The following is a 12192-nucleotide window of genomic DNA, read 5'->3' as shown; positions in this document are numbered from 1 at the left end:
GCTGCTCACGGTGCTTTCCTTCACGTTCCGAGCCCCAGGGCGGGGCGATGTGGCACAATCCTGACAGCTAATCGGTGCGACCGCCGCGCGCCGCGCTGCACAACGTCATCTGCCGCAGAGCCTCCGGCGGAACTCGATTATCACAAAGTGGTCGATGTCTGACACAATGATTAGTCGAGTTCCGTTGCGCCCGACCCTCTAATCCGGCGCAGCACGAACCTTATTGAGCTTGTGCCGAGTGTGCCCCCACGCTCACGGCTGTCAGTTCGCCAAACATCTAAATCACAGGAGAATTGTGGCTGTCAAAATCCGTCTGAAGCGCATGGGCAAGATTCGTGCGCCGTACTACCGCATCGTTGTCGCCGACTCGCGCACCAAGCGCGATGGTCGTGTCATCGAAGAGATCGGCATCTACCACCCCACGCAGGAACCTTCGGTCATCGAGGTCAAGTCCGAGCGTGCCCAGTACTGGCTCTCCGTCGGCGCACAGCCGACCGAGCAGGTCGCGGCGTTGCTCAAGCTGACCGGCGACTGGGGAATCTTCAAGGGCGACAAGAACGCCGTCTCCACCGTCAAGATCAAGGAGCCCAAGGCTGCCTTCGTCGCCGACGAGAAGAAGAAGCCGGTTCTCAAGCCCAAGGCCGAGAAGCCCGCGGCCAAGGCCCCGACCGAAGACGTTGCTGTTGAAGCAACCGAAGAGGACAAGGCGTAATTTTGCTCGCTCCCGCGCTTGAGCACCTCGTCAAGGGGATCGTTGATCACCCGGACGACGTGCATGTTGTAGCCCAGAACTCACCCCGTGGTGAGGTGCTCGAGGTTCGTGTGAACCCCGAGGACCTCGGCCGGGTGATCGGCCGCGCCGGTCGCACCGCCAAGGCGCTGCGCACTCTCGTGGCCGCACTGGCCGATGGCAAGCGCGTGCGGGTCGACGTTGTCGACACGGACTTCTGAAACGGGTTGTGACTAGCCCCTCATGAGCGACGACAGCACGACCCCGGCCACCCAACTGCGGGTGGGGCGCCTCACCAAGGCCCATGGCCTCAAGGGCGCCATCAAGCTGGAGCTGTTCACGGACGACCCGGGACGACGTTTCGTCCCGGGCGCCGTGTTCACCCTCCAGGTGCCGACCAGTTCCCCCTGGCACGGCAAGACCATCGAGCTCGTCGAATTGCGCTGGTACAACCAGCACGCCGTCGGGTTCTTCAAGGATGTTCCCGACCGCGAGGCCGCGGAGACCCTGGCCAAGGCGATCCTCTGGATCGATCAGGACCCGACCGAGCAGACCGACGAGGAAGACGCCTGGTACGACCACCAGCTGGTCGGCCTCGCCGTCGTGCGCGACGGGGTGCAGATCGGCACGCTGACCCGCCTTGAACACCTGCCTGCGCAGGACCTTCTCATCGTGAAGACCGCCGCCGGCGAGGTGATGATCCCCTTCGTCAAGGCGATCGTTCCCTCCGTCGACGTCAAAACGGGCATCATCACGATCACACCTCCTCCCGGACTGCTCGAAGAGCTCCCGGAGGAACCGGACACCGATGAACCGGCAGCGACGCCGACTCCCGACGGCCAGGACGCATAGACGCGCCTCGGCCAATTCACGGGGAGAGGCGCGCCGCGCCACACCTACTTCACGTTCGTAGAGATCGCGGCCGTTGAAGAGGAGTACCGTCGCATGTCCTACGTGAAACCCGACCAGCTGATCGATCAACTCGTTCACTCCGGGGTCGTCAAGACCAACCTCACCGCCAAGCAGATGTTCCTGCGCGGCACCCTGTCCGGCGCAATCCTCGGGGCCGCCACGACCCTGGCCCTCACCGCGGCCGCGCAAACCGGGCTGCCGATCGTCGGTGCGCTCGTCTTCCCGGTGGGGTTCTGCGTGATCCTCATGCTCGGCCTCGAACTAGTCACCGGCAGCTTCGCTCTCATTCCGCTCGCCGTCCTCGAGGGGCGCACCACCATCGCGAAGGCCGCGAAGAACTTCGCCGTCGTCATCCCAGCGCACATCTTCGGAGCCGGCCTGTACGCCGTGCTCTACGTCGGCGTCATCACCTACCTCGGCACCGACACCACCGACCCGATGATCCAGGCCATCATCCACCTGGCCGAGCACAAGGTGCTGCCCTACGAGGCCGTCGGCGCCGGCGGCATCCTTGTTGTGGTGGTCAAGGCCATGCTCTGCAACTGGATGGTCGCGCTCGGCACGATCATGTTCTACACGTCCACCTCGGCGGCGGGCAAGATCCTCGGCATGTGGCTGCCCGTGCTCACGTTCTTCGGCCTCGGCCTCGAGCACGCTGTTGTGAACATGTTCGTCATCCCGGCCGGCATGCTGCTCGGGGCACACATCAGCTTCGGTCAGTGGTGGGGCTGGAACACCGGTCCCGTCCTCATCGGTAACTTCCTGGGCGCCGTGCTCTTCACCGCGCTGCCGCTCTACTTCTCGCACCGCAAGACCGTCAACCGGGCCGCCTCCGAGCATGACGAGGACACCCAGGCCGCGCCGGAGCTCACCGGCGCCCACTCGTAGACTGGCTCCTATGCGCATCGACATCGTCAGTATTTTTCCGGAGTTCTTCGGTGTGCTGGACATCTCCCTCCTCGGCCGCGCCCGTCAGGCCGGCCTGATCGACCTCTCCGTGCACAATCTGCGCGACTTCACCCACGACCGACACAACACCGTCGACGACACGCCCTACGGCGGCGGCGCCGGCATGGTGATGAAGCCGGAGCCATGGGGTGAGGCCCTGGACAGCATCCTGGACCGGTCGCCGCTCAACACGGCGGCGGGCTCCGACACCGAGTCGATGGATGCGCCGGCCGGCGACACCGGCCCCGTCCTGATCTTCCCGTCGCCGGCGGGCGAGCAGTTCACGCAGGCGATGGCCCGTGAGCTCGCGTTCGAACCACACTTGGTCTTCGGCTGCGGTCGGTACGAGGGCATCGACCAGCGTGTGGTGGACCACTTCGCCACGCGGGGCCGGGTGCGTCTGGTGAGCCTGGGCGACTACGTGCTCAACGGGGGAGAGGTAGCCGTGATGGCCATGATCGAGGCGATCGGCCGCCTCATCCCCGGCGTCGTCGGCAACCCGGAGAGCCTCGTCGAGGAATCCCACGAGGACGGCCTACTCGAGTACCCCAGCTACACCAAGCCGTCCAGCTGGCGCGGGCTGGATGTGCCCCCCGTACTGCTGAGCGGCAACCACGGCGCGATCGCGGCCTGGCGCCGTGAGCAGCAGATCGAGCGCACCCGCCTGGTCCGCCCCGACCTGCTGCCTGCCGAGCCGTCAGCAGACGGCGCACTTCTGCCCGCAGCGAACTCCACGACTCGCAGGGGCTCCCGCGGGTAATCTGGGCACTGTGATTCTCCGCAGGGTCTTCTACTACTGGCAGTTCGTGGCCGTTGTCGCGCTTCCGCTCTGGCTCATGGTCGCCGCGTCGATTTTCGGCAGCACGGCCTGGCAAGTGCTCGGAGCCACCTTCGGAGCCATCGCCATCGGGTTCGGCCTGCTGGTGGTGAGCCTGCTCTTCCTCGCCCGCCGGGAGGTGCGGCTGGACAAGACCGTGTCCTGGGCCGACGTGGGCGTTCTCACCGTCTGGCACGTGCTGATCGTGCTGATGGGGATCTACGCCGAGACGGCCCCGTGGTTGTCGGTCCTTGTGGTCCTCGTTGGGGTGGCGGCGTTCTGGTTCGCGCTCTGGGAGCTCTTCGACGCCGCCCGCAAGCGCGTACGCGAGGCCCTGGTGTACATCGACGAGACCGCCAGGTTCGGTAGCGTTCCGGCCGGGTCGCCCTCATTCCCCACCATGACGAATCCTGCAGCGTCGCGACCGGACACCGCACCGGCAGACCCGAGCGTGATCATCATCCAGGAGAAGCACGACGAACGCTGAGCTCCCCGCGCGCCGCTCACCAGGGATGCTTTTGGCGTGTGGCCCCGTTTAGTGGCAGAATAAGCGTTTGTGCCGCGGCATGTCTCTGCCACAGGGAGCTGCATTCATATCGGCACGCACACACTCAATTGGTCGCCACCAACTCACAGCATGTGAGCGGGCGGGGCGCCACTAAAACGTCCTCGACCTGTGGCGGGTACAGAGAGCGAAGAACATGCATATTCTCGACCAGGTCGACGCGCCTTCACTGCGTTCAGACATCCCCGAGTTCCGCGCCGGCGACACCGTCAAGGTCCACGTCAACATCGTTGAAGGCGCACGCTCGCGTGTCCAGGTCTTCCAGGGTGTTGTCATCGGCCGCTCCGGTGAAGGCGTCCGCGAGACCTTCTGCGTCCGCAAGGTCAGCTTCCAGGTCGGCGTCGAGCGTACCTTCCCGGTGCACTCCCCGGTGATCGACCACATCGAGGTCGTCACCCGTGGCGACGTGCGTCGCGCGAAGCTGTACTACCTCCGTGGTCTGCGTGGCAAGAAGGCCAAGATCAAGGAAAAGCGCGACTAAACATCCCGCGAACCGGCGGTGCTGCGTCGCTTGACTCAACCCTGAGCGTTTTCGCAGCACGCTGGATTTCCCCCTGAGCTCCTCCCCGCTAAACTGGGCGAGGAGCTCAGGCGGTTAAATGACAGACAACACTCTGCCCTCGCGATCGCATCGCCTGGAACCAGATTCGTCGCGCAAGAAGCGCGGCATCGCGATCTTCCTTCGCGACCTCTTGATCATCTTCGTGGTGGCCTTGCTCATCTCGTTCCTGATCAAGACCTTTCTCGTGCGCTCGTTCTACATCCCCTCAGGGTCGATGGAGAGCACGCTGCTGGTCAACGACCGCATCATCGTGAACCAGCTCGAACCCGATCTCATCCCGGTCTCCCGCGGTGACGTAGTGGTCTTCAGAGACCCGGGCGGATGGCTGCCGCCCCAGGCGCCCATCGAGCAGAATCCCATCGTCGCGGCCCTCGATTGGACCCTGGCGGTTGTCGGCCTGTCCGCACCCGACAGCAACGATCATCTGATCAAGAGAGTCATCGGCCTACCTGGCGACCACGTGGTCTGCTGTAACACCCTGGGGCAGATGAGCGTCAACGACGTCCCCCTGAACGAACCGTATGCCTTGCTTCCGGTCGGCCAGACGAGCGTGTCCAAGGACGCCTTCGACGTCGTCGTACCCAAGAACTCGCTCTGGGTGATGGGCGACAACCGCTACGACTCGCTCGACTCGCGGTATCACCCCACCGCCCCCGGCAAGGGTTTCGTGCCGCTGGACAACGTCGTGGGCCGCGCCCTGGTGATCAGCTGGCCGCTGAACCGGTGGAGCTGGCTGGACGACTACCCCGAGGTCTTCCGCGGGGTCGAGGACGCCGAAGAGTGACGCACCAGTCATGATGATGGCCGTTGTCGAGCCCACCCTGGACGTGGAGCTGGCCATGCTGGCCGCCGGAGCCACCTGTGTGATCGGGTGTGACGAGGTCGGCCGGGGCGCCCTCGCCGGGCCCGTGGCCGTCGGCGTGGCCGTCGTCACGGCCGATGTGGGCGCCTTTCCCGTGGGGCTGCGGGACTCCAAACTGCTCAGCGAATCCCGCCGGGAGCTGCTCGCCCCGCTGGCCGCGGCCTGGGTGCGGCACAGCGCCGTCGGGCTCGCCTCGGCTCAGGAAGTCGACACCCACGGCATCATCGCCGCTCTCGGGCTGGCGGGTAAGCGCGCCCTGGCCCAGCTGCACGCCGCCGAAGTGGACATCCTCGGCGGGGTGGTCCTGCTGGACGGCAACGACGACTGGTTGAACAAGGCCCTCGCCACACCGCTGTCGGTCGTGACCCGCATCAAGGCCGACCAGGATTGCGCGTCCGTGTCGGCGGCATCCGTGATCGCCAAGGTGCACCGCGACAGGCTCATGATTGCGGCCGACCTCGGCACCCCCGGCTACGGCTGGTCGGGAAACAAGGGTTACGGCAGCGCCGAGCACATGGCCGCACTCGGCACGCTCGGCGCCAGCGAGCACCACAGGTTGAGCTGGCTCAAAATCGCGGGGTAGCTGTAGCGCGTAGGATTGTCTCACCATGGAAGAAGACGAGTTCGAGGACTACGACCGCGAGGTCGAGTTGGCCCTATACCGCGAGTATCGAGACGTTGTGGGGCAGTTCCAGTACGTCGTGGAAACCGAGCGCCGGTTCTACCTGGCCAACGAAGTCGAGTTGGTGCGGCGCGATACCGAACACGATTTCTACTTCGAACTGACCATGAAGGATGTCTGGGTCTGGGACGTCTACCGCTCCGACCGGTTCGTGAAATCGGTGCGGGTGCTCACGTTCAAGGACGTCAACGTGGAAGAACTCGCGTCGAAGGAATTCGAACTGCCCAAGGAACTCGCACTCGACGAGTAACCACCCCGGCCGGTCGCCCGGCTGCTAGCGTGTGCGGATGAACGCGCGCAGCACCCCAGGCAGCATCCCCGCCCACAGTGTTTCCAGCGCGGAGGCCCAGGCCGCCGTGGATGCGGCCCTCGAACTTGCTCCGCTCATCGACGGGCACAACGACTGGGCCTGGGAATGCCGCGAGAACCGCGGTTACTCCGTCGAAGGCCTGGACGGGGCGTTGGAGACCGACACCGACATCGACCGGCTGCGTGCGGGCCGGGTGGGCGGACAGTTCTGGTCGGTGTACGTGGAGGACACCCTCGAGGGCGCCGCCGCCGTGCAAGGCGCTCTGGAGCAGATCGACTGGGTCTACCGGCTCGCCGCCCGGTACCCGGACACCTTCGCGATCGCCACGAGCGCGGCCGGTGTCGAGGCCGCGCGGGCCGGTGGGCGTATCGCCTCCCTGCTCGGCGCCGAGGGCGCCCATTGCCTGAACGATTCGCCCGGTGTGCTGCGGATGCTCGCCCGGCTCGGCGTGCGGTACCTCACCCTCACCCATGTGCACAACACCAGCTGGGCCGACTCCGGCACCGACGAGCCGGTGCACGGCGGGCTCACCGCCCGTGGCGTGGAGTACATCCGGGAACTGAACCGCCTGGGGTTACTCGTCGACCTCTCGCATGTCTCCCCGGCCACCGCGCATGCCGCGCTGGACGTGACGAGCGCCCCGGTGATTTTCAGCCACAGCTGCTGTCACGGTGTCACGCCGCATCCGCGCAACGTGCCGGACGACGTGCTCGCACGCTTGGCCGGCAACGACGGCGTGCTCATGGTCACGTTCGTGCCCCAGTTCGTCTCGGCCGAGTACGCCGCCTGGTTCGACGGCGATCAGAGCGGACCGGCCCCGAGGGTGACGCTCGCTCAGGTGGCGGACCACGTGGAGCATGCGCGGGCGGTGGCCGGCATCCGCCACATCGGGCTCGGCGGCGACTTCGACGGTACCGACGAGTTTCCCGAGCAGCTGGAGGGAGTGGACGGCTACCCGGCCCTGCTTGCCGAACTGGCCGGTCGAGGATGGAACGCCGCCGCCCTCGCCGCCCTGGCCGGCGCGAACGTCCTCCGGGTGTTGCGCGCCACGGACGCGGCCTTCGCCGGGGGAGCTTCGACAACCACCGCCCTCACCGTGTGAGCGGCCCGCACCCGCTTACGGCGTGCGTGGCTCGCAGATGACGACGGGGATGTCGCGGCTGGTCTTGCGCTGGTAGCCGGCGTAGCCGGGATTGGCTCGCACGATGCGGGGCCACAGCTGCGCCTTTTCGGCCTCGCCGGCGGTGCGCGCCCGCATCGGGCGCGTCACCCCGTTCTCGGTGAGTTCCACGTTCGGGTCGGCGACCAGGTTGAGGTACCAGTACGGATGCCGTTCGTCGCCGCCCTTGGACGCGATCAACACCACTTTGTCCGGTTCGTAGACCGGCGCCGTGAGCATGGTGGATCTGCGGACGCCGCTCTTCCGGCCCGTCGTGTGGAGCTCCACGACCGGCATGGGGCCGATCTTCCAGCCCAACCGGCCGCGGGAGAGCACCACCAGCGACCGGTGGGCAGCGTTCATCACGCGCATCATCAGATCGGTCGAACGGTGGGCCAGAGTCCTCGTCATGCGACCAGCCTACGACCGCAGGTGGTTGACACCCGGGCGGGGGGTGAGTAGCTTCCGCATCGAGCGCTGAGCGGACGCGCAGATCAGGTCGCCCGCCCTCGCCCGAACCATCCAGCCGTCCCCTACGAGCAAGGAGTTCCCATGTCTGACGATTCCGTCTTCCTCTACCTCGGCGTCTACCCCGACACGGCCACGGCCGAGGCCGATCTCGAGGTGGTGCGCGAGCTGCACTCCGACAAGGTCATCGGCACCTATGACGCCGCCGTCGCGACCAAGGAGGCCGACGGCACCGTGCAGGTGCGCCGCAAGACCAGTAAGCACGCCGGGTGGACCGGTGTGGCCGCGGGCGCCGTTCTTGGGCTCCTCTTCCCGCCGTCAATCATCGGTACGGCCATCGTGGGCGGCGCGGCCGGCAGCATCGTCGGGCACTTCTGGCGGAGCCTGGACCGTGGAGATCTCAAGGAACTCGGTGAGATGCTCGACTCCGGTGAGGCGGCGCTCATCGTGGTGGGCAAGGACCGCCTGGAGGAAGAATTCCGCAAAGCCGGTCTTGTGGCCCAGAAGCACATCCAGAAGGAGCTCAAGGTGGACGCCAAGGAGCTCGACAAGGAACTGGACCGGGCATCGGCAGAGTTGCAGCAGCAGGCCAGCAACGACACCAACTGAACGGCCTGACCGGCGACCCGCGCCCGTCCTCCACAGGCCCCGCGTTGCTCCACGTCTGCACACTCTGCGTCCCGGCACCCCGCGACGAACGGGCACCTGCGCACCCTGGTGGCGGAGGTGCTCGTGGCACGCAAAGACGAAGTGGGCCGGCGCGGTGAGGACTGCGCGGCGGATTACCTGGCTCGGGCGGGCTACACGCTGCTGGAGCGCAACTGGAGGTGCAGCCAGGGCGAGATAGACCTGGTGGTGGCCAAGGACGGCGACATCGTGTTCGTCGAGGTCAAAACTCGTTCGGGCACTGGATACGGGCATCCGTTTGAGGCGATCACGGTGGCCAAGCTGGCCCGGTTGCGACGGTTGGCCGGGGCCTGGTGTGAGCAGTCCGGGCTTCGGGCCCGCCGGATTCGCATCGACGTCATCGGAGTGATTGCCCGGGCCGGCCATGAACCCGTCGTGGAGCACCTCGAGGGCGTGTTCTGATGGGGCTGGCACGCACCCGGTCGGTGGCGTTGATCGGGCTGGCCGGATCGATCGTCGAGGTGGAAGCCGATATCTCGAGCCAGTTGCCCGGCCTCCGCCTCATCGGGCTGCCCGACGCGGCGCTGGCCGAGGCCGCGGAGCGGGTGCGGGCGGCGGCCAAGAACTCCGGCTGCGCGCTGAACCCGCACAAGCTCACGGTGAACCTGTCGCCGGCCGCGCTGCGTAAGCACGGCTCGGGGTTCGACCTCGCCATAGCCGTGGCGTGTCTCGCCGCGGATGGCGTCGTGCCGGCCGAATCCGTGGGCGCGGTGCTGCACATCGGCGAGCTTGCCCTCGACGGGAGGCTCCGGCCCACCCCGGGAATGCTGCCGGCAGTGATCGCCGCGGCCCGTTCGGGCTACCGCACCGTGATGGTACCGGCCGGCAACTGCGACGAGGCGGCGCTCGTTCCGGGCATCCGGGTGATCGGTGTCGCCTCACTCCGGGACGCCCTGATCTGGCACGGTGCGCGGTTGGAGCCGATTGCTGTGGACGTGCTGACGCAACCGGCAGAGGAAGACAGCGTCGACGAGTCGCTGGACCTCATCGATGTGGTGGGCAACGACGAAGCCATCCTCGCGCTGCAGGTGGCGGCCGCGGGCGGCCACCATGTGTTCATGCTCGGCCCGCCCGGAGCCGGCAAGACCATGCTCGCCGCCCGGCTACCGGGCCTGCTTCCCGACCTGGGTCCGGCCGCCTCCCTCGAGGTGAGTTCGCTGCGGTCGTTGAGCGGCCGGCCAGTGGGGCGGTCCTTGATCACCCGGCCGCCGTTGGAGGCGCCGCACCACACCATCACCGCGGCGGCCATGGTGGGTGGCGGCAGCGGCCAGATCCGCCCGGGCGCCGCTGCGCGCGCTTCGCACGGGGTGCTCTTCCTCGATGAGGCACCAGAATTCGCCGCGGCCGTGCTCGACGCGCTACGCCAGCCGCTGGAGTCCGGCCGGATCAGCATCCACCGTGCCAATTCGGTCGCGCATTTCCCGGCACGGTTCCAGCTGGTGCTGGCGGCCAACCCGTGCCCGTGCGGCCAGTACGGCACGGGGGACGACTGCAGCTGCGCCCCGAACTCGCGGCGGCGTTATCTTGCACGCCTCTCCGGGCCCCTGCTGGACCGCATCGACATCCAGCTCGCCGTCAAGCGGGTGAGCGCCGCCGAACTCCGCCTGTCGGCCGATGGCGGGCGGCTCTCCAGCGCCCTGGCGCGGGACCGGGTGGTCGCCGCACGGGCCGCGGCGGCGGAGCGGCTGAAGGACACCCCGTGGACCCTCAACTCCGAGGCGACGGGGCCGTGGTTGCGCGGGCGCCAGACGCGCCTGGCCGGCTCCGTCACGGCCCTGCTCGACCGGGCGTTGGAGCGCGGCGGCATCACCATGCGCGGCTACGACCGGGTGCTGCGGGTCGCCTGGTCGATAGCGGACTTGACCGGAGTCTCCCGGCCGGGAGCCGACGAAGTGGGGCAGGCGCTCTACCTGCGGAAGGGAATGGCGTCATGAACCTGTTCGGTCTGGAGGAGAAACTCGTGCGGTCCTTGGCCGACGGTGTGCGCCCCGGCGCCGCCCCGGACGCATCCGCCCCAACGCAGTCCGCAGCCTCGCCCCCGGCCCAGGCCGCGGGGGACAGGACCGGCCCGGCGGCCGAAACCGCGCTCGCGCTCGACGCCGAGCTCTTCGCGCGCGCAGCGTGGTCCACCATCGCCGAGCCAGGCGACGGCGTGGCAGGAGCCGTCGTCGAGCGGCTCGGGGCGGTGCGGGCGCTGACCGCCGTCGTGGAGGCCTGGCCGCCTGAGCGGCTGTCGGACAGCCTCGCGGTCGGCGTCGACGAGAACGGGGCTGGAGACCCGGCCGGCCTGCTCGGGGAGCTGTCGCTGGCGCTGGCCCGCTGGCGCCCCCGGCTGTCGTCCGCCGAGGTGATCCGGTCCCTGCAGCAGGCCCGACGCACCCACACCACCCTCCTGCTGCCGGGCGACCTGCTCTGGCCTGGCGGCGTCGACGACCTGGAGCGGCATGCCCCGCTGGCCCTGTGGTGGCGCGGACGCCCAGAGGCCCTGGCCGCGCTCCGCCATTCGATCGCCCTGGTCGGCGCTCGAGCGGCCACCGGGTACGGCGAACACGTGGCCATGGAGGCCGCCGCTGGTCTGGTCGACCGCGGTCTGGCCATCGTCTCCGGCGCCGCCTACGGCATCGACGGCATGGCACACCGCTCGGCTCTGGCCAGCAACGGAACCACCGTGGCGTTTCTGGCCGGGGGAGTCGACCGCTTCTACCCGAGCGGACACGACGCCCTTCTCACCCGCATCGTGGAAGCAGGGGCGGTGATGAGCGAGCTGCCGTGCGGGGCGGCCCCCACAAAATGGAGGTTCCTGCAACGAAACAGACTCATCGCCGCGGCAAGCCAGGCCACGGTGGTATTGGAGGCCGGCTGGCGTTCTGGGTCGCTCAACACGGCCGGACACGCTGCCGCCCTCGGACGCCCGCTCGGAGCCGTACCCGGGCCCGTCACCTCGCCCACCTCCGCCGGCTGTCACCGACTGCTGCGCGACTACGACGCCATCTGCGTGACCACGGCCGCCGAGATGGCCGAGCTGATCGGAGTGGGGGTCGATCTTGAGCTCGACCTCCCCGGCGCGGGCGGAGCTGTGGACGGTGCCGGGCCGCGGGAGCGCACGAGCGATCAGATCCGGGTCTTCGACGCTCTGAGCGTTCGGGCGCCACGCGTGCCGACCGAGCTCGCCCGGCGGTCCGGGCTCTCGACGGCCGCGGTGCTCGGCGCCCTCGGCACCCTCGATCTGGAGGGGTCCGTGCGGGAGCGCGCCACCGGCTGGGTGCGGGTCACCTGAGCGGCCTCTCGCTCCTCGAGGTCCCTGCGTGACCTCCCCGCAGCACTCCTCCTGACAACTGTTCCTCGTCCGGACATCTGGTCCCGGCACACCGGGACCAGATGTCCGGATCGTGGCCAGTTCCGGGTGCGGCGGCGGGCACGGCTGCGCGTGCGGCCGCCGGGGAGGTCGGTGGGGGCGTTTAGGGTGATAGGGAGACCGTGGCGCATCACG

General features: G+C 68.0%; 16 protein-coding genes. 15 read left to right on the top strand and 1 reads right to left on the bottom strand.

Annotation, left to right across the window (positions count from 1 at the left end; all coding sequences use genetic code 11):
- Positions 1-295: 295 nt before the first annotated feature.
- From rpsP to KY500_RS08680, 11 genes are all read left to right on the top strand, one after another.
- Positions 296-712, top strand: a complete 417-nt coding sequence (gene rpsP, locus KY500_RS08730) for a 30S ribosomal protein S16 (protein WP_066596210.1) — start codon at positions 296-298, stop codon at positions 710-712.
- 2 nt (positions 713-714) lie between these two features.
- Positions 715-951, top strand: coding sequence for an RNA-binding protein (locus KY500_RS08725; RefSeq protein ID WP_066596208.1), 237 nt, complete (start codon positions 715-717; stop codon positions 949-951).
- Between the two features lie 22 nt (positions 952-973).
- Positions 974-1582, top strand: coding sequence for a ribosome maturation factor RimM (gene rimM / locus KY500_RS08720; RefSeq protein ID WP_219903114.1), 609 nt, complete (start codon positions 974-976; stop codon positions 1580-1582).
- A 93-nt stretch (positions 1583-1675) separates the two neighbouring features.
- Positions 1676-2530, top strand: a complete 855-nt coding sequence (locus KY500_RS08715) for a formate/nitrite transporter family protein (RefSeq protein ID WP_219903113.1) — start codon at positions 1676-1678, stop codon at positions 2528-2530.
- A gap of 10 nt (positions 2531-2540) precedes the next feature.
- Entirely contained in the window at positions 2541-3350 is an 810-nt protein-coding gene (trmD, locus tag KY500_RS08710) for a tRNA (guanosine(37)-N1)-methyltransferase TrmD (RefSeq protein ID WP_219903112.1), read from the top strand.
- A gap of 10 nt (positions 3351-3360) precedes the next feature.
- Positions 3361-3894 (top strand): hypothetical protein, encoded by a 534-nt coding sequence (locus KY500_RS08705; protein ID WP_219903111.1) that lies wholly within the window; start codon positions 3361-3363, stop codon positions 3892-3894.
- Between the two features lie 214 nt (positions 3895-4108).
- On the top strand, positions 4109-4453 hold the full coding sequence (gene rplS / locus KY500_RS08700) for a 50S ribosomal protein L19 (protein ID WP_066596200.1): 345 nt from the start codon (positions 4109-4111) through the stop codon (positions 4451-4453).
- A gap of 118 nt (positions 4454-4571) precedes the next feature.
- A complete protein-coding gene (lepB, locus tag KY500_RS08695) occupies positions 4572-5318 on the top strand; it encodes a signal peptidase I (RefSeq protein ID WP_219903110.1) in 747 nt (248 codons plus the stop codon).
- A 16-nt stretch (positions 5319-5334) separates the two neighbouring features.
- A complete protein-coding gene (locus KY500_RS08690; protein WP_219903366.1) occupies positions 5335-5979 on the top strand; it encodes a ribonuclease HII in 645 nt (214 codons plus the stop codon).
- 25 nt (positions 5980-6004) lie between these two features.
- Positions 6005-6328: a DUF2469 family protein gene (locus KY500_RS08685; protein WP_066596196.1), complete on the top strand. Its 324-nt coding sequence runs from the start codon at positions 6005-6007 to the stop codon at positions 6326-6328.
- 37 nt (positions 6329-6365) lie between these two features.
- A complete protein-coding gene (locus KY500_RS08680) occupies positions 6366-7490 on the top strand; it encodes a dipeptidase (RefSeq protein WP_219903109.1) in 1125 nt (374 codons plus the stop codon).
- A gap of 15 nt (positions 7491-7505) precedes the next feature.
- Here the strand turns inward: KY500_RS08680 and KY500_RS08675 are convergent, their stop codons facing one another.
- Positions 7506-7958 (bottom strand): nitroreductase/quinone reductase family protein, encoded by a 453-nt coding sequence (locus KY500_RS08675; protein ID WP_219903108.1) that lies wholly within the window; start codon positions 7956-7958, stop codon positions 7506-7508.
- 141 nt (positions 7959-8099) lie between these two features.
- Between KY500_RS08675 and KY500_RS08670 the strand changes: the two genes are divergently transcribed.
- The 4 genes from KY500_RS08670 (at position 8100) to dprA (ending at position 11979) form a co-directional block, all read left to right on the top strand.
- A complete protein-coding gene (locus KY500_RS08670; protein WP_219903107.1) occupies positions 8100-8624 on the top strand; it encodes a DUF1269 domain-containing protein in 525 nt (174 codons plus the stop codon).
- A gap of 123 nt (positions 8625-8747) precedes the next feature.
- Positions 8748-9104: a YraN family protein gene (locus KY500_RS08665; RefSeq protein ID WP_219903106.1), complete on the top strand. Its 357-nt coding sequence runs from the start codon at positions 8748-8750 to the stop codon at positions 9102-9104.
- Entirely contained in the window at positions 9104-10636 is a 1533-nt protein-coding gene (locus KY500_RS08660) for a YifB family Mg chelatase-like AAA ATPase (protein ID WP_219903105.1), read from the top strand. The genes KY500_RS08665 and KY500_RS08660 overlap by 1 nt, the downstream gene beginning before the upstream one ends.
- Positions 10633-11979 (top strand): DNA-processing protein DprA, encoded by a 1347-nt coding sequence (gene dprA / locus KY500_RS08655; RefSeq protein ID WP_219903104.1) that lies wholly within the window; start codon positions 10633-10635, stop codon positions 11977-11979. The genes KY500_RS08660 and dprA overlap by 4 nt, the downstream gene beginning before the upstream one ends.
- Positions 11980-12192: the final 213 nt, after the last annotated feature.

The sequence above is a fragment of the Cryobacterium sp. PAMC25264 genome (genome assembly GCF_019443325.1).
Classification (GTDB): domain Bacteria; phylum Actinomycetota; class Actinomycetes; order Actinomycetales; family Microbacteriaceae; genus Cryobacterium.
This window is presented reverse-complemented; position numbering and strand designations above follow the sequence as displayed.